This is a genomic window from Microbacterium sp. NPDC087868, from assembly GCF_044900755.1.
Taxonomy (GTDB): domain Bacteria; phylum Actinomycetota; class Actinomycetes; order Actinomycetales; family Microbacteriaceae; genus Microbacterium; species Microbacterium galbinum.
This window is the reverse complement of sequence record NZ_JBJDNO010000007.1, coordinates 12,773-33,509: the sequence shown is the minus strand read 5'-3', so window position 1 is coordinate 33,509 and position 20,737 is coordinate 12,773. Positions and strand designations below refer to the sequence as shown.

Annotated in this window: 19 protein-coding genes; 10 read left to right on the top strand and 9 right to left on the bottom strand. The window is 63.4% G+C overall.

Annotated features, from left to right (window positions below; genetic code table 11):
* The first annotated feature begins 302 nt into the window (after window positions 1-302).
* The 7 genes from ACI2JZ_RS17490 to ACI2JZ_RS17460 all read left to right on the top strand — a co-directional run bounded on the left by ACI2JZ_RS17490 (window position 303) and on the right by ACI2JZ_RS17460 (window position 8,359).
* Window positions 303-1,079, top strand: a complete 777-nt coding sequence (locus ACI2JZ_RS17490; RefSeq protein ID WP_105662630.1) for a DeoR/GlpR family DNA-binding transcription regulator — start codon at window positions 303-305, stop codon at window positions 1,077-1,079.
* Entirely contained in the window at window positions 1,076-2,053 is a 978-nt protein-coding gene (locus tag ACI2JZ_RS17485) for a 1-phosphofructokinase family hexose kinase (protein ID WP_404598714.1), read from the top strand. The genes ACI2JZ_RS17490 and ACI2JZ_RS17485 overlap by 4 nt, the downstream gene beginning before the upstream one ends.
* Window positions 2,054-2,055: 2 nt before the next feature.
* Entirely contained in the window at window positions 2,056-4,050 is a 1,995-nt protein-coding gene (locus ACI2JZ_RS17480; RefSeq protein ID WP_404598713.1) for a fructose-specific PTS transporter subunit EIIC, read from the top strand.
* Window positions 4,047-5,729: a phosphoenolpyruvate--protein phosphotransferase gene (gene ptsP, locus ACI2JZ_RS17475; RefSeq protein ID WP_105662633.1), complete on the top strand. Its 1,683-nt coding sequence runs from the start codon at window positions 4,047-4,049 to the stop codon at window positions 5,727-5,729. The genes ACI2JZ_RS17480 and ptsP overlap by 4 nt, the downstream gene beginning before the upstream one ends.
* 52 nt (window positions 5,730-5,781) lie before the next feature.
* Entirely contained in the window at window positions 5,782-6,060 is a 279-nt protein-coding gene (locus tag ACI2JZ_RS17470) for an HPr family phosphocarrier protein (RefSeq protein WP_105657931.1), read from the top strand.
* A gap of 129 nt (window positions 6,061-6,189) precedes the next feature.
* A complete protein-coding gene (locus ACI2JZ_RS17465; protein ID WP_133834942.1) occupies window positions 6,190-7,494 on the top strand; it encodes an MFS transporter in 1,305 nt (434 codons plus the stop codon).
* Between the two features lie 124 nt (window positions 7,495-7,618).
* Window positions 7,619-8,359, top strand: a complete 741-nt coding sequence (locus ACI2JZ_RS17460; protein WP_404598711.1) for a polysaccharide deacetylase family protein — start codon at window positions 7,619-7,621, stop codon at window positions 8,357-8,359.
* A gap of 19 nt (window positions 8,360-8,378) precedes the next feature.
* Here ACI2JZ_RS17460 and ACI2JZ_RS17455 read toward each other — a convergent pair whose 3' ends face one another.
* From ACI2JZ_RS17455 to ACI2JZ_RS17435, 5 genes are all read right to left on the bottom strand, one after another.
* Window positions 8,379-8,810 (bottom strand): SRPBCC domain-containing protein, encoded by a 432-nt coding sequence (locus ACI2JZ_RS17455; RefSeq protein WP_166650869.1) that lies wholly within the window; start codon window positions 8,808-8,810, stop codon window positions 8,379-8,381.
* A gap of 142 nt (window positions 8,811-8,952) precedes the next feature.
* A complete protein-coding gene (locus ACI2JZ_RS17450; protein ID WP_404598709.1) occupies window positions 8,953-9,318 on the bottom strand; it encodes a hypothetical protein in 366 nt (121 codons plus the stop codon).
* 141 nt (window positions 9,319-9,459) lie between these two features.
* Window positions 9,460-11,088, bottom strand: coding sequence for a hypothetical protein (locus ACI2JZ_RS17445; RefSeq protein ID WP_404598708.1), 1,629 nt, complete (start codon window positions 11,086-11,088; stop codon window positions 9,460-9,462).
* Between the two features lie 23 nt (window positions 11,089-11,111).
* Window positions 11,112-12,395 (bottom strand): AAA family ATPase, encoded by a 1,284-nt coding sequence (locus ACI2JZ_RS17440; RefSeq protein ID WP_133834946.1) that lies wholly within the window; start codon window positions 12,393-12,395, stop codon window positions 11,112-11,114.
* A 135-nt stretch (window positions 12,396-12,530) separates the two neighbouring features.
* Window positions 12,531-14,186 (bottom strand): thiamine pyrophosphate-dependent enzyme, encoded by a 1,656-nt coding sequence (locus tag ACI2JZ_RS17435; protein ID WP_105657924.1) that lies wholly within the window; start codon window positions 14,184-14,186, stop codon window positions 12,531-12,533.
* A gap of 368 nt (window positions 14,187-14,554) precedes the next feature.
* Here ACI2JZ_RS17435 and ACI2JZ_RS17430 point away from each other — a divergent pair, with 368 nt between their 5' ends.
* The 3 genes from ACI2JZ_RS17430 (at window position 14,555) to ACI2JZ_RS17420 (ending at window position 18,246) form a co-directional block, all read left to right on the top strand.
* Window positions 14,555-16,084, top strand: coding sequence for a sodium:solute symporter (locus tag ACI2JZ_RS17430; protein ID WP_404598706.1), 1,530 nt, complete (start codon window positions 14,555-14,557; stop codon window positions 16,082-16,084).
* 592 nt (window positions 16,085-16,676) lie between these two features.
* Window positions 16,677-16,958: a helix-turn-helix domain-containing protein gene (locus tag ACI2JZ_RS17425; RefSeq protein WP_133834948.1), complete on the top strand. Its 282-nt coding sequence runs from the start codon at window positions 16,677-16,679 to the stop codon at window positions 16,956-16,958.
* Window position 16,959: 1 nt separating this feature from the next.
* A complete protein-coding gene (locus ACI2JZ_RS17420) occupies window positions 16,960-18,246 on the top strand; it encodes a HipA domain-containing protein (RefSeq protein WP_133834949.1) in 1,287 nt (428 codons plus the stop codon).
* On the opposite strand, the gene ACI2JZ_RS17415 is transcribed toward ACI2JZ_RS17420, so the two are convergent.
* The 4 genes from ACI2JZ_RS17415 to ACI2JZ_RS17400 all read right to left on the bottom strand — a co-directional run bounded on the left by ACI2JZ_RS17415 (window position 18,227) and on the right by ACI2JZ_RS17400 (window position 20,722).
* On the bottom strand, window positions 18,227-18,340 hold the full coding sequence (locus ACI2JZ_RS17415; protein ID WP_286172329.1) for an NUDIX domain-containing protein: 114 nt from the start codon (window positions 18,338-18,340) through the stop codon (window positions 18,227-18,229). The genes ACI2JZ_RS17420 and ACI2JZ_RS17415 overlap by 20 nt on opposite strands.
* 15 nt (window positions 18,341-18,355) lie before the next feature.
* Entirely contained in the window at window positions 18,356-18,514 is a 159-nt protein-coding gene (locus tag ACI2JZ_RS17410; RefSeq protein WP_402697469.1) for a hypothetical protein, read from the bottom strand.
* A 109-nt stretch (window positions 18,515-18,623) separates the two neighbouring features.
* Window positions 18,624-19,913: an adenylosuccinate synthase gene (locus ACI2JZ_RS17405; protein ID WP_133834950.1), complete on the bottom strand. Its 1,290-nt coding sequence runs from the start codon at window positions 19,911-19,913 to the stop codon at window positions 18,624-18,626.
* A gap of 155 nt (window positions 19,914-20,068) precedes the next feature.
* Window positions 20,069-20,722 (bottom strand): Pr6Pr family membrane protein, encoded by a 654-nt coding sequence (locus ACI2JZ_RS17400; RefSeq protein ID WP_105657920.1) that lies wholly within the window; start codon window positions 20,720-20,722, stop codon window positions 20,069-20,071.
* Between the last annotated feature and the right edge of the window lie 15 nt (window positions 20,723-20,737).

Genomic DNA, 20,737 nt, shown 5'->3' with positions numbered 1-20,737 from the left:
TCGAATTCATGAACTGCCCGCCTTGGTTCCTGGCCGTACAGACGTCTTGCTCATTAGCTGGGTTTCCAGTCAACTGAGGCCGCACAGATGGCGATTTCCGGAGGACAGAATCAAGTCGCACGCTGCTTGGGTTGCGCGTATCTCCCACCGTTGATTCTGCATAACCCCTAGCAAACCCACTCAAAACCAACTAAAGCCAAATATTCCCCGGATTTTCACTTGACGATACCACACAATCGGGCATAAAGTCATGGAAACACAGATCAATGTGTTGCAGGTCATGAGGAATTGCGGAGGCAAGAATGTTCGCCGAAGAACGACACCGGCTGATCGTTGAGCAGCTGGAAGCTGACGGGAAAGTAACCGTCGCCCAGCTCGCGCAGCGCTTCGATATCACCCGGGAAACCGTGCGGCGGGATCTGGCCCAGCTGGAATCCGAGAACTACCTGCGCCGCGTCCACGGCGGAGCGGTCACCATCACCGAAGCCAGCACCCGCGAGGAAAGCTACGTGGTGCGCACCGCCATCCATTCAGAGTCCAAGGCCCGCATCGCCCAGCGCGCGCTGAGCCTGCTGCCGGTCTCCGATGCCTCGGTCATCATCGACGCGGGAACCACCACGGAAATCCTGGCCGAACGCATGCTCAAGAGCACCGCGGGCACCGGACTGGTGGTCATCACCCACGCCCTGCCCATTGCCTCGGTGCTGGTCCACAGCCCGGATGTCGCCTTGGAGCTGATCGGCGGGCGGGTCCGCGGCATCACCGGCGCCTCCAGCGGAGCCCGCACCGTGCAGGAGTATTCCCAGTACCGGGCCGACATCGCCTTCATCGGCACCAACGGGCTGCATGCAGGATTCGGCCTGAGCACCCCGGACCCGCTGGAAGCTGCCGTCAAGCGCGCCCTGGTCGCCAGTGCCCGCCGCGTGGTGCTGCTGGCCGACGGATCCAAATTCGACCAGGAAACCCTGGTCTGCTTCGCCCGGCTCGAAGACATCGACACCCTGGTCACCGACCAGCAACCCGGCACTGAACTTGCCGCTGCGCTGGAAGCGGCGGATGTCGAGGTGGTGATCGCATGATTATCACACTGACCGTCAACCCGGCGCTGGACAAGACCATCGAATTGGTCGCCGCATTGCAGCCCGGTGCGGTGCAGCGGGCCGCTGGCAGCCACCTGCAGGCCGCAGGCAAGGGCGTGAATGTTGCGCGGGCCATCCTCGCCGCCGGGCAGCGGACCCTCGCTGTACTCCCCGGAGCCGGAAACGATCCGCTCATCGCCGCCCTGGCCGCCGACCAGTTGCCCTACCGGGCGCTGGAAATCAATGCTGTGCTGCGCACCAACACGACGCTGACCTCGCCGGATGGATCGACCACCAAAATCAACGAGGCCGGTCCTGAGCTGGACGCGGCCACGTTGGAGCAGCTCTCGGAGCTGGTGCGCGATTCCTGCGCTGGCGCCGATTGGCTGGTCATGGCAGGGTCGCTGCCACCCGGGGTGCCGGCGAACTACTACGCTCTGCTTACCGCGTCGTTGCGCGAGCAGCTGGGCTCGAAGTGCCCGAAGATTGCGGTGGACACCTCTGGGGAGCCGCTGCGCCAGCTCTTCGCCCACGACGAGATCCACATCCCGGATCTGGTCAAGCCCAACGCCGAAGAGCTTGCCGAGCTGCTGGGCGAGGACCTGGGCGAAGCCCAGCTCGAAGCGGACCCCGGGCTGGCCGCTCGCGCCAGCTCCAAGCTGCTGCGCCGCCCCGGGGCCGCGGTGCTCACCACCCTGGGTGCGCACGGCGCGGTACTGGCCACTGCCGAGGGCTGCTGGCACGGCTGGCCGCAGCCGATCACCCCGCGCAGCACGGTAGGTGCCGGCGATTCCTCGCTGGCCGGCTATCTGCTGGCAGACACGGCAGGCCACTTGCCGGCGTTCAAGCTGCGCCAGGCCATCGCCTACGGAACCGCGGCGGCCTCGCTGCCCGGCTCCGGCATCCCAACCCCAACCGACCTCCGCATCGATGCGGTCAGCGTCATCGAACTCACCCCAAGGCAAGGATCCTGACCATGAGCGATCTGATCGAAACCCGGCTCGTCACCCTGGATGCGCATCTAGGTTCCACGAGTACCGACGTCATCCAGTACCTGGCCCAGCAGATCACGCAGGCCGGGCGAGCCGCCAGCGCTGCCGAATTGGCCGAGCATGCCTTGGCCCGCGAGGCGAAGACGGCCACCGGCGTGCCCGGCGGCATCGCGATTCCGCATTGCCGATCAGCAGCGGTCACCGTTCCCACCCTGGCCATGGCCCGGCTGGGCACCCCGGTGGACTTCGGTGCCAAGGACGGCCCGGCAGATCTGGTCTTCTTCATTGCCGCCCCGGAAGGCGCCGACAAGGAGCACCTGAAGCTGCTCTCCAAGCTGGCCCGCGCACTGGTGAAGAAACCCTTCACCGCGGCCCTGCGTGCAGCCAGGAGCAACGAGGAAATCGTCGCGTTGGTCTCCGAAGTACTCTCCGATGCCCCCGCCGCACCAGCTGCACCAGCAGCTGCACCCGCTGCCACGGCGCGGCCGAAGATCGTGGCCGTCACCGCCTGCCCGACCGGCATCGCCCACACCTACATGGCCGCCGATTCCCTGGCACAGGCCGCCGAAGAACTCGGCATTGACTTCGCTGTGGAAACCCAGGGGTCCTCGGGGTCCAAGCCGTTGGATCCGGCATTGATCACCCAGGCCGACGCGGTGATCTTTGCGGTGGACGTCGACGTGCGCGACCAATCGCGGTTCGCCGGCAAGCCAGTGATCCAGGTTCCAGTCAAGCGCGGTGTGGATGAACCCGAAAAGCTGCTCAAGGATGCCTTGGCCGCGGCCAAGGATCCGGCGGCCCGCAAGGTACCAGCCGGCAACGAAACGGCAAACGAGCGCTCCACGGATTCTGCTTCCGAGGGCTTCGGCGCTGGCCTGAAGCGCGCGCTGCTCACCGGTGTCTCCTACATGATCCCGTTCGTCGCCGGTGGCGGCCTGCTGATCGCCTTGGGCTTCCTGCTCGGCGGCTACGCCATCACTGATGCAGCAGACCAGTACTTGACCGAAAATACGCTGTTCAATCTGCCGGAAGCTGGCTTGCTGGCCTACCTCGGCGCGGTGGCGTTCAAGATCGGTGGCCTGTCCATGGGCTTCCTGGTCCCGGCGCTGGGCGGTTACATCGCCTATGCCTACGCCGACCGTCCGGGCATCGCCCCGGGCTTCACCGCGGGTGCCGTGGCAGGCTTCATGGGAGCCGGGTTCATTGGCGGCATCGTCGGCGGCGTTATCGCCGGCCTGGCCTGCCGCTGGATCAATTCCTGGACCGTGCCACGCTGGCTGCGCGGGCTGATGCCAGTGGTCATTGTTCCGTTGCTCGGTTCAATCATCGCTTCGGGCCTGATGTTCCTGTTCCTTGGCGGGCCGATTGCCCAGCTCACCGAAGCTCTCAACGGCTGGCTGGCGGGCATGTCCGGCACCGCGGCGGCGATCCTCGGCCTGATCCTGGGCCTCATGATGGCCATCGATTTGGGCGGGCCGATCAACAAGGTGGCCTACTCCTTCGCGGTAGCCGGCTTGGGCGCCGGTTCGGTGGCCGAGAACCCGGCCCCGCTGATGATCATGGCAGCCGTGATGGCTGCCGGCATGGTTCCGCCGCTGGCGATGGCCCTGGCTACCGCGGTGTCCCCGAAGCTGTTCACCGGGGCGGAACGCGAAAACGGCAAGGCGGCCTGGCTGCTGGGTGCCGCGTTCATCTCCGAAGGCGCCATCCCCTTCGCCGCGGCCGACCCGCTGCGCGTCATCCCGGCCTCCATGGTGGGTGCCGGGGTCACCGGCTCGCTGATCATGAGCTTCGATGTGCTCTCCCAGGCACCGCACGGCGGCATCTTCGTCTTCTTCGCGATGGACAGCACCTGGCCGATGTTCCTGGTGGCCACCGTGATCGGCACGCTGGTTTCCGCGGCGCTGGTGATCATCCTGAAGAAATATGTCCGCAAGGCCCCCGCACGGGCCGCTGAAGAGGCAAAGGCCGCAGCATGAGCCAGAAATTCACCGGAGTAGGCGTCAGCGCCGGACGGGTCATCGGATCCGTGCGCCGCATGCCCGACCCCATCCTCCCGCCCGCCGACGGCGCGCCCCTGCCAGCAGGTTCCAGCGCGGAAGCCGAATCCCTGCGCCTGGCCGAGGCCACGCAGGCGGTCGCCGCGCAGCTCAAGGAACGCGCGGCGCAGGCCACCGGCGATGCCCAAGCCGTGCTCAAGGCCACCGCGCTGATGGCCAGCGACCGCACGCTGCTCAAGTCGGCCACCAGGCTGGTGGCATCGGGCACCTGCGCCGAATCGGCCATCTGGGAGGCCGCCGACGCGGTCGCCACGCAGCTGTCGGCGCTCGGCGGCTACATGGCCGAACGCGCCGGGGATGTGCTCGATGTGCGCTCGCGCATCGTCGCCGAGCTGCGCGGCGTGCCCGCCCCGGGCATCCCGGACTCGGACCAGCCCTTCATCCTCGCCGCGGTGGACCTGGCTCCGGCCGATACCGCGACGCTGGATCCGGCCAAGGTCCTGGCGCTGGTCACCTCCGATGGCGGGCCGCAATCGCATACCGCCATCATCGCGCGCTCGCTGGGCCTTCCGGCCATCGTGGCCGCTGCCGGCACCACAGCGCTGGCCGACGGGGACCATGTCTTCGTGGACGGCATCGACGGGCTGGTCATCACCGGTCCCGGCGAGGCCGAAGAGCACCTGGCCGCCACCTACGCCAACCGCGAGGCGCTGCCGGAGTTCTCCGGCACCGGGCAGCTGCGCGACGGGCACCGCGTGCCGCTATTGTCCAATGTCGGCAGCGGCGACGACGCGCAGCTGGCCGCCGCGGCGGGCGCCGAGGGCGTGGGCCTGCTGCGTACCGAGTTCTGCTTCCTGGGCAAGGACAAGGAGCCCTCCCATGACGAGCAGGTGGCAGCCTACGGTGCGGTCTTCGCCGCTTTCCCCGGCCGCAAGGTCGTGGTGCGCACCTTGGATGCGGGAGCGGACAAGCCGCTGCCCTTCCTGACCGATGCCAGCGAGCCGAATCCGGCCCTCGGCGTGCGCGGCTACCGCACTGACCTGTCCAGCCCGGGCGTGCTCGAACGCCAGCTGCAGGCCATCGCGCAAGCCGCCGGCGAGCACCAGGCCGAAATCTGGGTGATGGCGCCGATGATTTCCACTGCGTCCGAAGCGCAGGAATTCGCGCAGCTGGCCAAGGCCGCTGGCCTGGCCACCGCCGGGACCATGATCGAGGTCCCTTCGGCGGCGGTGCTGGCAGGCCAGATCCTGCAGCGCTGCGATTTCGTCTCCATCGGCACCAACGACTTGACCCAGTACACCATGGCCGCGGACCGCCAGCTCGGTGCCCTGGCCGAGCTCAACGACCCCTGGCAGCCGGCAGTGCTGCACCTGGTGGCCGCCACCGCCGCCGGTGCGCAGGCGGCTGGCGGCAAGCCCGTCGGGGTGTGCGGCGAAGCGGCCGCCGACCCGGCGCTGGCCGTGGTGCTGGTGGGCCTGGGCGTGGACACCCTGTCCATGAACAAGCGGGCGTTGGCACCGGTTGCCGCGGTGCTGCGCACCGTAGACCTGCCCACTGCGCAGCGCCTGTCCCAGCTGGCCTTGGACGCCGAGTCGGCCGAGGCGGCACGCACTGCCGTGCGCGCGCAGCTGGGCGAGCTGGACCGATTCGGCCTCTAGGCCCCCCGAATTTACCGCAATCAACCGTTCAATAGATCCTGAAGGAGCCATCATGGCAGAACGTACAGCAATCATCGGCAGCCGCGTCGGCCTGCACGCCCGCCCGGCAGCCATCTTCGCCGAGGCCGCGGCCGAGGCGCCGGTCGAGGTCACCATCGCCCTTCAGGGCGAGCCCGTGGACGAGGCGCTGGACGCGTCCAGCATCCTCTCGCTGATGGGCCTGGGCGCGGAATACGGAACCACCGTAGTGCTGCGCGCCGAAGGCGAAGGAGCCGAAGCTGCCCTGGAGCAGTTGGCGGCCATCCTGGAAACCGACCACGACGCCGAGTAGCGCGAAGCCGAGCTCCGGGGACCACGCGCCATCGCGTGGTCCCCGGAGTTATTTAATTACCATCCACTGATTGACAAAGCTCAATCAGTGGATGGATGATAGTTCCTACGCACTACCGCAGGAGCTTCCATGAGCGCGCTCAAAACCTCTGCACTGCGCCTCATCAAGCCGTTCGCCTACCGCGACTACGCCCTGCTGGCCAGCGCACTTGTCCTCTCCACCTTCGCCGCCGGCATGTGGGCCGTGGCAATGGTCTACCAGGTGCGCCAGCTGGGCGGCGGGCCCATCCAGCTTTCTGCCGTGGCCACCGCCAGTGCCGCCGGGCTGCTCTGCTTCGTGCTGCTCGGCGGGATCATGGCGGACCGCCATTCCTGCCGGCGGATCGTGATGCTGGTCGAGGCGCTGTCGCTGGCGGCCATGGGCATCACCGCGGTGCTGGCCATGGCCGGTGCCCTGGAGCTGTGGCACCTGATGCTCGCCGGCTTCTGCGGCGGGGCCGGGTCGGCCTTCTTCTACCCCGCCTACTCCGCACTGCTGCCCAAGATGCTGCCCGCCGAGCAGCTGCTGGCCGCCAACGGATTGGAAGGGACAGCCCGGCCGGTGGTGCACACCGCCCTGGGCCCGATGGCCGCCGGATTCGTGGTGGCGGGACTCTCGCCGGCGCACGCCATCGTCGGCATCTGCGTAATCCACCTCGCGGCGCTGCTGATGCTGCGCCGGATCCCCAACCGCCAGGCGTACAACGCGCCAGGCCCCGTTGACGGCCAGGGACAGCCCGGGATGTTCCGGCAGCTGCGCGAAGGCATCGGCTATACGGTGCGCACCCGCTGGCTGCTGTGGACGCTGCTGTTCTCGGTCATTTCGGTGTTCACCTTCATCGGGCCCTTCGAGGTGCTGCTGCCCTTCATCGTCAGCGGCAACCTGCACGGGGACGCGAAACTGTTCAGCTTCGCACTGGCCTTCTTCGGCCTCGGTTCGGCGATCGGCTCGCTGCTGGTCGCGTCCGCGAAATTCCCGCGGCGCTACTTGAGCTTGATGACCGCCTGCTGGTGCCTGGGCACCTTGCCCCTGGCCCTGGTGGGCTACGTCGATGCCGCGTGGATGCTCTTCGCGATCCTGCTGGCCTTCGGCATCACCGACGCCGTGGGCATGGTCATCTGGGGCACCTTGCTCCAGCGCCGGGTTCCCGGACACCTGCTCGGGCGGATCTCCAGCCTGGATTTCTTCGTTTCGCTGGCGCTGATGCCGCTGTCCATGGCGGCGGCGGGACCTTTGACCCAGGTGCTCAGCTTGCAGGCGATATTCGTCATTGCCGGCCTCGCCTCGCCGCTGTTCGGAATCATCGCATGGTGGGCCGGGAAATTTGCCCGCGACGAAATAGCGCATCCGCTCTCGGACCCCGTTCCGGCGGAGCTGGACGGCGAGCGCAGTTGACCGGTTGCGACCAGCTGGCGCTGGGCCGGCACTGATCAAACTCCCAGCAGATTTTCGCGTGTAGTTCCCGGGCACGGACCGGGCATGACGGGAAGGTGGAAGGATGACTTCTCGATTGCCCGACATGGCGCGCCTGGCCCTGTTGGCGCTGTTGGCGCTGGGCCCGGCATTCCTGGTTTCCTGTTCCCCTGCACCAGCGCCTGCTCCCGATGCGCAGCCCACGGGCTCCGCGGCAAGCGAGCAGGTGGATTGCGCCGTGGCTCGATGCGTGGCGCTGACCTTCGATGACGGACCTGGCCAGTACACCGGGCGGCTGCTCGACGAGCTGAACGCCGCGGATGCGCCAGCCACCTTCTTCATGGTCGGGAAGAACATTGCCAAATACCCCGACGCGGTCAAGCGCATGGCCGCCGAAGGCCACCAGCTGGGCAGCCATACCTGGGACCATGCGGATCTCACGACGCTGACCAGAGAACAGATCCAGCATGAGCTGGGATGGACCAGCGAAGCGGTAGAAAAGGCCTCCGGCCACGAGCCCACCGTCTTCCGCCCGCCCTATGGGAATCACGGTGCCGTCTATGACCGGCTGGTGCCCTACCCGTTGGTGCTGTGGGATGTTGACACCCTGGATTGGAAGCACCACGATCCGGAGAAAACGGTGCGCATCGCCATGGACGAAGTCCATCCGGGCTCCATCATCTTGATGCATGACATCCATGAGAGCTCAGTCAAGGCACTGCCGGATCTCGTGGAGAAGCTGAAGGCCGAGGGCTACACCCCGGTCACCGTGGACCAGCTATTCAATGGCCAGCTGGAGAATTCGACGGCCTATGCTTCGGCTCCTGCTCCCGGCGCGACGAAATAGTCTTGCGCCGCGCAGGTGCTCAGGGGGCCTGCTCTGCGTACAGCCGCAGCTGGTCCAGCTTGTCCCCTTCGCTTTCGCGGATATTTGCCGCCAGCTCCTCGCACTGCTCCACCGTCAGGTCCGGGTTGATGATTGCCACCTGCAGCACTACCTCGGTATGCCCCGCGTCGTCCTTCAGGTCGTAGCGGTAGGAGAGCCCATCGGGATTCTCCGAGGTGTGCAGGATCAGCAAGCGGTTCTCGATCAGGTCATGGACGCGATACACGCGTTCATGGCCGGCAACGCGGTATACCAGCTGGGTGCCGACCTTGAGCTGCGGGTCGTCCGAATGCATGGAGCCGATCCCATGGATCCACAAGGGTGTTGCTGCCCAATCGGTAAGCAGCTCCCAGACACGGTGCACCGGCAGGTGAATGACCACGGTGCTCTCGAAAACGCTGAACTGGCTCATATCCGCATAGTGCCACCCTCGGCGGCCAAATGGAATAGCTTCATGGCTGTTGGCATGCAATCCGGTTTCCGGCCGCCTGCAGCAAAGGCCGGCACCCAGCGCGCGTACGCTGCTGGGTGCCGGCCCCTGGGCGGCAGAAGGCTTACCAGTCTTCTTCGTCGTCGCCATCCGCCTCGGAGATACCGAGTTCCGGCTCATTCTCGAGGTCGAAGTTGTACCAGGCCTCGGTGAAGTCAACCATCGCATCCAACGCGTCCTGCGCGTCGGAATCCAGGGCTTCCAGCGCCTCTGGGCTGTTGAGCACTGCGGTCACCGCGAGGAATGGGTGATTATCGAAGTAATCGGTGGGGGTGGCCTCCCCATTGAACGTCAAGTTCTCGCTCTGCGCGAAGAGGTCGACGTACTGAGCCACTGCCTCGGGCAGACGGCTCAGATTAATGCCAGTCAGGGACTCATTGTAGATTTCAGCAGTTGCGTCAGCCCACTGCTCAATGAGCTCTTCGCTCATCTGTGCCATCAGATTATCCACCTCGTGGTTGGGGTTCTAGTGCTCACGGGAATCGGTAGCAATTCATCTTATTTCTTCAGCGGGCGCGTGCCAAGACAGAAAGGCCCACGGCGTTGTGATCTTTTCCGCGTAGGTTCCTGCTCACTGGTTCGGGACGCCGAGGGACGGGATATCGGGCATGTCCGGCAGCGAAGGGATCGAGTATTCACGGGGCTGGGAATCCGGCGTTTCCACATCCTTGAGCTGATTCAGCAAGTCTTGGTCGAGGACGCTATCCTGGCTTGGATGACGGGGCTCCGGTGGCGAATCCAGCGAACCCTCCACTCCCGATATGAGCAGCCCCAGCGAAGCAGCCGCGGCAAACAGCCCGGCGAACAGATGCACCCCGATGAAATACAGGCCGCCGATATTGCCGCGAAGCATGGCCAAGTTCCGGTTTTTGGCCGAGGAGCTGACAGCCAGCCCGTAGGCAAAAGCATTTTCCTTGAATCCAAGACGGACTTGCGCTGCCAGCAAGGAAATGCCAGGCACCAGCAGTCCGGCGGCCACCGATCCGGCTGGCACGGCAGCGATCCTGCTTTCATTGGCCAAGCAAATCCCTAAGAGCACTAGCTGGATGAGCGCCAGGCACGCCCGCTTCCAGAAGCCAGCCACGTGCAAGCCGCTGCACCGGACCAGGTACCGGCGTTGCTCGTGGCGGTCGGAGCCCTTTCTTGGCGGGCCAGCATTTTCTTGCAGGATCCACAGTGCTCCTAGCTGGCTTGCCAGCACACCGAGCAGCATCACGATGATGCCAGCCACCGGCAGGAAACAGCCCAGGACCGCTCCGCTTGTGCTCAGGAGCCAACCAATCCGGTAGGAGCGAATAGCTCGGGGCAGTTTGGGGAAGCGCGCATCAATGTCCTTGGCGTAGCCGGAGGGCAACGACCTGGCCGCCTTGCTGTACGCCTTCTTGTTCCACCATCCAAAGAGCCCGGCCACGATGGCAATGGCGGCAATCGCCAGCAGCGCCCCGGTTCCACCAGCCCGCTGCCCCAGGGCAGCGGCAACTGCCAGCACCGGAGTGAAAAGCCAGAACCGATTAGCGTAGGCAGTTTGCTTCGCAACGAAGGTCTCCGCGTAGTCCTGATGCAGGCCTTCGTTCATCGGATCCATGGATATCAATCCACGCAGCACATCGCCTTGTTCCCCGACGATTTTTTCGCCATTGCCGATACTTCCGGCCGCCCGCAAAAGCCCCTGGTGATTGGGGTCGATCTGCAGCCCGGATTGGAGGAATCCGAGAGCCGCCCGGTTGTCATCTTGGGCTTCGGCAGCAATTGCCGCGCCCTGGTAGTAATCGGGGTTCCCCGGCTCCAGCCGAATCGCGTGCTCGATGGCTTGGCGGGCCAGCACCCTGTCATCGTTGCTCCGAATATCGCTGAGCGTGATCATGCTCAGCCAGTAGTGCCCGTTGCCGTATTCCGGTTCCGTTTCGATTACCTGCCGGATCGCCAGCAGCGCCTCCTCCCGTCGATGCTGGCGCATCAGGGCGACGGCCAGGCACTCCCCGGCCACCGGGTTGGCAGGATCCAGATTCAGCCCGGCTCTGGCAGCGGACTCCGCTTCGGCCCACTGCTTGAGGCTCAAATGGCATGACGAATAGAGGATCCAGAAGGCAGGGACCTGATGGTGCTCGTTGAGGTTATCCTTCAGCAAGGCAATCGCTTCGGTTTCCCGTCCGATCGCCAGGTGGTGGGTGATCCGGTGATGCAGTCGCTCGAATTCCATGCGGTGTACTCCCCCGGTGCTTTCTAGAGCATGTTCTGCGAAACCAGATACTCGGATAAATCATCGTAGCGGCCATGCTGGTTGCTGAAGCGCACCACATTTCGCGCGGATTCCAGCCACGGCAAAGTCGACGCCTTGATTTCCGCCAGGGCAGTTCTGATATGGCCCATGTCCAAGGGGAGAACCTCGTTGCGCTCGATGGATTGCATCATTGCCTTCTCGGCGGCAGTGGTGCACACGTGCTCCAGGTCCGCGCCCGAGAATCCGTCGGTCTGTGCCGCAATCCATTCCAGGTCGATTCCGGCAATCGGGCGGTTCTTCAGGTGGTACCGCAAGATGGACTCACGTGCCGGCGCGTCCGGCGGAGTCACCAGCAGGGTCCGGTCCAACCGGCCTGGACGCAGCAGTGCTTCGTCCAGATCCCATGGGTGGTTGGTAGCCCCCAGAACGTAAAGGCCATCGTTGTTTCCCGCAAGCGAATCCATCTCGATCAGCAGCTGATTGACCATCTGGCGCATCCACGCGCCCGATCCAGTCAGCGAACCGCGGCGGATGCCGATGGCATCAATCTCATCGATGAAGAGAACCGTTGGAGCATTCTTGCGGGCCTGGTCGAAAATCGCCTTGAGCCGCTTTTCCGTTTCACCGATGTAGGAGTCAACCACATCGGTAATGGTGACAGACATGAAATTGGCTTTCAGCTCACCGGCCACCGCGCGAGCCAGGAAAGTCTTGCCGCATCCCGGTGGCCCATACAGCAGCAGCCCGCCGCGCAATGATTTGCCAAAGGCCTTGGCAATTGCGGCGTTGCGCATCGGTGCCAGGAAGGATTCGTCCAGGCGGTCCTTGACCGCCTGCAAGCCACCCACATCATCCAGGGTGACACCCTTTCCGGCCGGGTTCTCGATGGGAGCTTCCGGGGCATCGGACCCCGCATCTGAGCGCAGTGGGACCCGTCCTTCAATAAAGGGCGCCGGCAGCGAACTGCCGAGTTCCTTGGAACCCGCTTCCCAGTCGTAGCCTGGTGGCGTATCGTTCTGCTGGTTTCCAGCCGGCGCGGCATCCGCTGCGGGTTCGACGGGCGCCTGCGGGGCCATCGCTGCGGCCATCGACGCGCTGATCGTTCCAAGCCTTCCCAGCGCGGACGCGTTCCCCGGATCCTGCTGCAGCACGATGCTGACATGGGACAGCGCTTCGGCGGATCGACCGGCACCATCGAGCTGTTCAGCCAGGTGCAATCGCAGGGCATGGTCGTCCGGCGCTGCTTCTACGGCCCGGAGAAGGCTAGCAATAAGGGCATCGTTCATTCTAGGGCCGCTCCACGGTTGAAGGTCTCGGTCTGTTGCCTCTGCTGGTTAAAGCATCCAGCGGGTATCGCTAGAAACGATACCCGCTGGAATTATACGTCGCAGACCCGACTGTTCGCTGAGCGCACCCAGTGCCTAGTAGGCCTTGACTCCCTGCTCTACCACCAAATGGATCAACGCGAATTTCTTGTTTTCGTCAATGGCCTTCAGCGCATTTTCCAGGGCAGCCGGGACATCTGAATCATTCTCGACGCGGACGCCGAACCCGCCGAAGGACTGCGCCATCAGCGCGAAGTCGGGGTTGGCCAACTGGGTTCCGGAAACCCGTTCCGGGTACTGGCGTTCCTGGTGGGTGCGGATGGTGCCGTACTGCTGGTTGTCCATGACGATCACCAGCGGGGTGGCGCCGTACTGGGCAGCGGTAGCCAGCTCCTGGCCATTCATCAAGAACTCGCCGTCACCTGCGATGGTCACCACGCGGCGCCCCGGGTAGTTCAGCGAAGCGGCGACGGCGGAAGGAATCGAGTAGCCCATGGAACCGTTGCGTGCCGAGAGCATCGAAGCGTAGCCGTTGGTTGGGAAGTAGCGGTGGGCCCAGTTGGTGTGCTCGCCAGCGCCGAAGGTCACCAGGGCGTCTTCGGGCAGGGATCCAACCAGATTAGCCATCATGGTCGCCATCCTCGCCTGGCCCGCGGAAGGCTGCGCTGGTGGAAGTTCGGCGAACTTCTCCTGCTCGCCGCGCATCCGGGAAGTCCACTCCTTCCAGGATTCCTTGACCGGCAAATCCATCAGCAGCAGGTCGCGAACGAAGACATCGGGCTTGGCGACAATCTGGTGCGATACCGGGCCGGAACGTCCGCGCAGCGACGGGTCGATGGTGACCAGGAAGTTCTTCTTGTCCCAGTTCTGGCGGACATTGAAGCCGTCGGTGATGACGTCGCCTGGAACCGTGCCGACGAAGATCAGCAGATCAGTCTCTTCCAGCAGGTCATAGGTCGGCTTGGGGCGGCCGTAGCCGATCGGGCCAACATAGGATGGCGAGTTGAAAGGCACGGTACCCTCGCAACGCCATTCGGCAGCGGCTGGCAGGTCGTGTTCCTCGAGCCAACGAGTGAAGTCCGCTGCGCCTTCGTGGGACCAGTCGTTGCCGCCGAAAATGAACAGCGGCTTATCCGCTTCCTGCAAGGCAGTATTCAGCGCCTTCCAGTCGGTCACGGTCATGCCGCCGGTAGCCACCGGGATTTCCGGATGGACTTCGGCGGAAACTTCGTTGCGGATGATGTCTTCTGGCAGGCCGACGACCACCGGGCCCGGGCGTCCGGACATGGCAGCGAACATGGCCTCGGCGACGACTTCGCTGGCGCGATCGGCGTGGTCCAGGATCATCACGCGCTTGGCGCCGGTGCCGAACCATGCCTTGGGATCGAATTCCTGGAAGGCTTCCTTTTCACGGTGCTCGAACGGGATCAGCCCCACGAATAGCACCAGCGGGGTCGAATCCTGCCATGCGGTATGCAGGCCGACGTGGGCGTTGGCAGCTCCCGGGCCACGGGTCACCATGGCAATGCCGGGGCGCTGGTGCATCTTGCCTTCGGCTTCGGCCATGTAGGTGGCTCCGCCTTCGTGGCGGCAGACCACGGTTTCGATTGGCGAGTTGTGCAGCCCATCAAGGACATCCAGGTAGCTTTCACCCGGCACCACGTAGGCGCGTTCCACGCCGTGCGCGGCAAGCGTGTCGACAATGACGTGTCCGGCCGACTTCTTTGTCAGGCCCTGACCATTTTCACTCATCTTCTAGGCGTCTTTCTGGTTTCGAGAAATCGTCTGACGCAACGGCGGAGAAAACGGCCCTGCTGGCCAATGATGCAACGCTGCGTCAACGTGAAACAGTACTAAACAAGCTGCGATTGCACACATTGCCGATCGAATGCTACGCATATGTGACACGATGCCGTATGTGAATCATATTTGAGTGCAAAATGTCTAGAAAGTTTCACTGAATGGAACGGTTTGCTTCGTCACATTGCGGCTGGCCAGAGCAGTGCGGTGGGCAATGTTCGCGATTTCCATTGATCGGCAGCGCCAGCGCTAGTAGCCTGTGATGCAACAAAAGTTTACTTAAGGTAAGCGCTGCTTTTATCCGGACATCGAGGTTCTCCATGGAATTCATCAACGGCGCGATTGTCGCCGCCTACCTGGCCGCAATGCTGGCCTTTGGCTGGTGGGGCAAATCCCGCACCAAGAACAGCAGCGACTATCTGGTGGCCGGCCGGCGCCTGGGCCCCTTCCTCTACACCGGAACCATGGCGGCGGTGGTGCTCGGCGGAGCCTCGACCGTGGGCGGCGTTGGCCTGGGCTACAAGCACGGGATCTCCGGCATGTGGCTCGTGGTGGCTATTGGCGCAGGCGTGATCCTGCTGTCGCTGGCTTTCGCCCCGACGCTGCAGAAGCTCAAGGTCTTCACCGTTTCGCAGATGCTGACCCTGCGCTACGGCAGCGCGGCGGCAACCAATACCTCCGGCATCGTCATGCTGGCCTACACGCTGATGCTCTGCGCCACCTCAACCAGCGCCTACGCCACCATTTTCGTGGTGCTCTTCGGCTGGGAGAAATGGCTGGCCATCGCCATCGGCGGCGCCATCGTAGTCATCTACTCCACTATCGGCGGCATGTGGTCCATCACCCTGGCCGACCAGGTGCAGTTCGTCATCAAGACCGTCGGCATCTTCGCCCTGATGCTGCCATTCTCCATGAATGCCGCAGGCGGCATGGATGGCATCCGCGAGCGCGTGGGCGCCGAATTCTTCAGCTTCACCGGCATGGGGCTGCAGTCGATCATCACCTACTTCGTGGTCTACACCTTGGGCTTGCTGATCGGCCAGGATATCTGGCAGCGCGTTTTCACCGCCAGAACCCCGAAGGTCGCCCGCTGGGGCGGGATGACCGCCGGCATCTACTGCATCTTCTACGGTGCTGCCGGCGCACTGATTGGCATGGCCGCGAAGGTGGCGCTGCCGAACATCGCCGGCGCGGCGGATAACAAGGACGTGGTTTATGCCGAGGTCGCCACTCAGTTGCTGCCCGTTGCGGTGGGCGGATTGGTCATGGCCGCGGCCGTGGCCGCGATGATGTCCACCGCCTCCGGTGCGCTGATCGCCGCCGCCACCGTGGCCCGCACCGACGTCACCCCATTTGTCGCCAGCTGGTTCGGCAAGCACTTGGAAGTGAATACCGATGAGAACCCGGAGCATGACGTGCGCGCAAACCGCATCTGGGTCATGGCCTTGGGCGTCGTGACGGTCGCGCTGGCGATCTTGGTGGATGACGTGGTCGCAGCATTGACCATTGCCTATGACATCCTGGTGGGCGGATTGCTGGTGGCAATCATCGGCGGCCTGCTGTGGAAGCGCGGCAATGGCGCTGGGGCCACAGCCTCCATGGCGGCAGGATCAATAGCTACTTTGGGCACGATGATCATCTTGGAGATCCAGGCTGAGAACAAGTTCGACGGCGTCTACGCCAATGAGCCGATCTACTACGGTCTGATCGCTTCGGCAGCAGCGTTCATTGCTGTTTCGCTGTTGACCAAGTCGACGGACCGACAGGTGATTGAGCACTGGAACCTGCGCGTTGCGGGCAAGATCCAGGACGCTCCGGTCAATGCCACGGCACAAGAGCCTACGCTCTAGTCCGCCAAGAATACCGAGTGGAGCATATAAGATTCGAGCCCTGTGCCCAGCGGTGAAAACCGCTGGGCACAGTACTCGTTTTCTGTTCGACATCCAGCGCCCCAGAATAGGCTGCGCAGGAATCCAAGCGGAACATGAAATTATGAGTTCACAATTCAGCAGGACGCGTCTTTGCCGCACGGGAACTTAGAAACGGCAGTATTGCAGCGTTGGCATCTCGGCTTCTTTATCGCTCCCGCAGACTTGAAACCCTTTATTTCTGATCTGTCGTTGATGCTCATATTTTCATCACCCGAAATAGATGGTGTGGCAGCTGACCCAGGCCGATCATGATGATTGCCAGCACCACCAGCACGACCAGCTTGCTGGTGGTGCTGGCCTTTTGGCACCTTAGCGGTAATGCGCAGTTTTTGGTCTTTAGTGGCACACAGTGATTAAAGATCAAATTTCTGGGCATTAATGCTCACCATGCGCTAATGCACAAGATTCTGCTCATTAAAGCCACTGACCTACTAAAGCGCAAAAATCAGTACATTATGATGTCATCGGGGTTAATTCACGATAAAATGGGCTTTAAGAGAAAGGCGGGCGCATGCGAAACGACCCCAAAGCCATAGGAAGCACCTTGCGCAAACAGCGCATCGACCTCGGACTGAGCCAAGAGGACGTCGCCGACCAGCTCGGCATCTCCCGCAACACCATCAGCGCGATCGAAAACGGCAAGCTCGGCAACGCCAACATCCTGCTCGAAATCATGTCCATCCTCGGCCTGGATCTGCTCATCGCCCCGCGCCACTCCGGCGAGACCAACGCCATCCGCAACAGCATGGCCCACAACGCCCGCAGCATCCACCACCGAGTCAAGAGGAGCTGAGGTGGCGGACCCACAGCTGGCACTATGGTTCGATGGAGTGCACACGGCCACCATCACCGATCACGGCTTCGGCACCATTTCCCTGCAGTACACCCCCGAAGCTCAAAACAGCAGCGCACTGCTGTCCACCAAGCTGCCCATCCGGGAAGAACCCTACCCCTGGGTCGAATGCGTCCACTTCCTGGACGGCCTGCTGCCAGAAGACGACATCCGCAAAATGCTCGCCGACAAGGCGAGAATCGCTCACGTGGACACCTTCATGATGCTCGGCGCCTACGGTAAGGACTGCGCCGGCGCCGTCCAAGTGCTCCCCCTGGGCGAAGAACCCAACAACGAACCGCACAATATCCGCTGGACCACCGCCGAGGAACTGGCCAAAGCCATCACCAACCTGCCCACAGCACCCCTGGGCATCGGCATCGACAGCTCCATCCGGGTGAGCCTGGGAGGACTCCAAGGCAAGCTGCTCGTAGTCCGCGACGGACCCCGCATCGGCATGCCCCTGGACGGCAGCCCCACCACCCACATCCTCAAACCCGCGCGGCTGAACGAAGACGGCACCGAACAATGGCCGTCCATCGCCGAGCTGGAACTGTTCGGCCTGAGGCTGGTCGAAGCCTCCGTGCGCCTGAGCCGCTCCAAACGCCAAATCGCCGCCGCCGCCGAAGTCATCACCGTCCAAGGCCGCAAAGCAATCCTGGTTGAACGCTACGACCGCGACGCCCAATCCGAACCTGTGCGGCGCATCCACCAGGAGGACTTCTGCCAAGCGCTCGGCATGAAGCAGAAGTACCAGAAACCCGCAGAGAAATCCCCCACGCTGAAGCTAATCGCCCAGGTCCTCACCGACAACGCTTCAAATCCTCCGCGAGAGCGCGAACTCCTGCTCAAATACCTGACCGTGAACTTGGCCTTGGGGAACTGCGACATGCACGCCCGGAACATCGGGCTGACCATCGACCGCGGAACCGTGCGACTGGCGCCGGCCTACGATGTGGTCCCCACCGCAGCATGGGAGCACGCCGACCGCGAGCTGTCCCTGCACGTAGGCGCCGGCGTGCACATCGACGAAGTCAACGGCAGGCACCTGATGGACGAAGTGTCCTCGTGGGGTATCCCAGCGAAAATTGCCGCCAGGCAGATCCGCGCCACTCTGGAAGCGATGCTGGATGCGCTCCCGGCGCTCATCGAGCAATCGCGCGCAGAAGGCTGGTTCACCCCCATGATCCTCGACGTTGCCGCTGACACCAGAAAACGGATCGACCGGCTCACCCCGCCAGGTACATAACAAGACACGGGGTTGTCCGTAGCTCCTCACTCACTTCTCGCACGGCCGCATCGATAGGAGGTCCGTCCGGCTCCGGCTTGCCACCCGGAAACATGAAAGATGCCGTGCCTCATTTGCGGCCTGTCAGAACCTGCCCGGCCTCATGCACGGCAATGCCCGCTGACAAGTAATCTGTTCCGGCATTCGAGTTTCTTCGTGATCCATCCACGTGCTGGTTGTGCATGTCCGAAGAAACCGCCATGCCCGCCATCCAGTCCGAGAATTTCATCTTGGGGTGCCTGAACCGCACTACCAGCATGTCTTAGGTTCTAGTGCACGAAAAGGAGCCGCCGCAGTTCATCAGCTGATGAACTGCGGCGGCTCCTTGGCTACAGGAACTAGTCCTTGATCAAATCGTGGCGCACGATCGTCTGATCGCGGTCCGGGCCTACGCCGATGGCGGAGATGCGGGTTCCGGAGATCTTCTCCAGGGCCAGGATGTAGTTCCGGGCGTTCTCCGGAAGATCTTCCATGGTCTGTGCGCCCGAGATGTCCTCGGTCCAGCCCGGGAAGTACTCGAAGATCGGCTTCGCGTGGTGGAAGTCGGTCTGCGTCATCGGCATTTCGTCGTGGCGCACGCCGTCAACGTCATAGGCCACGCACACCGGGATCTGCTCGATGTTGGTGAGCACGTCCAGCTTGGTCACGAAGTAGTCGGTGAAGCCGTTCACGCGCGAGGCGTGGCGAGCCAGCACGGCGTCGTACCAACCGCAACGACGCGGGCGTCCGGTGTTTACGCCGAATTCGCCACCGGTCTTCTGCAGGTAGAGGCCCATGTCGTCGAACAGCTCGGTAGGGAACGGACCAGCACCCACGCGGGTGGTGTAGGCCTTGATGATGCCGATGGAGCGGGTGATGCGGGTCGGGCCGATGCCCGAACCCACGGACGCGCCACCAGCAGTCGGGTTGGAGGACGTCACGAATGGGTAGGTACCGTGGTCCACGTCCAGGAAGGTGGCCTGGCCGCCTTCCATCAGCACGACCTTGTCCTCGTCCAGAGCCTTGTTCAGCTCGTAGGTGGAGTCGATGACCAGCGGGCGCAGGCGCTCGGCGTAGGAGAGGAAGTACGAGACGATTTCCTCGACCTCGACGCTGCGGCGGTTGTAGATCTTGACCAGCAGCTCGTTCTTCTGGCGCAGTGCGCCTTCGACCTTCTGGCGCAGGATGGACTCGTCGAAGACGTCCTGCACGCGGATGCCCAGGCGTCCGACCTTGTCCATGTAGGCGGGGCCGATGCCGCGGCCGGTGGTGCCGATGGCCCGCTTGCCCAGGAAGCGTTCGGTGACCTTGTCCATGGTCTGGTGGTACGGGGCCACCAGGTGGGCGTTGGCCGAAACGCGCAGCTTCGAGGTGTCGGCGCCGCGCGATTCCAGGCCGTCGATTTCTTCGAAGAGGGCTTCAAGATTCACCACGCAGCCATTGCCGATAATCGGAGTGGCGTTCGGGGAAAGGATGCCGGCAGGAAGGAGCTTGAGCTCGTACTTCTCGCCGCCTACGACCACGGTGTGCCCGGCGTTGTTGCCGCCGTTTGGCTTCACTACATAGTCGACCTTGCCACCGAGCAGGTCGGTAGCCTTTCCTTTGCCTTCATCGCCCCATTGGGCTCCGACGATCACGATTGCTGGCATGGGATCCTCCCCCTTGCTTAAAGCAGCGGTTGCGGCGTGCTTAGCGCCGTCCCGGCACGGTGCCGGACAAAAAATATGCCCCTGTCCTGCTCACTGAAACCTGAAGGTCCGTTGCAAGAGTTAGGGGCTCTTACGACCAAAGTTTACCGAAACGATTAGCGAATCTCGAGTTGCACGTCACGATGTCGCCCACGCAGGCCATAAGCGACAACCAGAAAAGCTATTCCCGCGAAGAGCACGGCAATGGAAACAACGTACAGGGCAATGACGGGGTATCCCTGATCCGGGTCGAGGAACGGGTAAGGAACCCATCCATCGGACGCTCCGCGAATCAGCACTACCCCGGTCCAGAGCAACGGGTAAATCAGCAATAGCGGCACTGCCCGGTAGGACAGGGAAGTACGGTCCCTGGCCAAGAGCCAATCGGCCAGAACCAGCAGGGGACCGAGAATATGCATTACCCAATTCGCCCAAGGAAGCGGAACCCCGCCTGCGGCCCCTAAGGGTGCCAGCAGCGTGAGGTAGATCAGCCCGACCACGACCATGCACACGCTCGCCATGGCACGCAGGCCCACAACCCAGCGGGGCATCGAAGCACCCTTGGCTAGGCCCATCAGTCCTGCGATAAGCCCGACCAGAACCACCACCAGATTCGACTGGATGGTGAAGTAGCCAAAGAAATTCAGTGGCTGCACCGGGCCCCGTGAGGCAGTGTCGGCGTAGGTCGCCACGATAGCGCCCAGGGTGGCCAGCGCCCACAGTATCCGAGCCAGGTTGAGGAAGCGCAAGGCGGTTTGACGGGTCTTCACCCTGGAAGACTATAG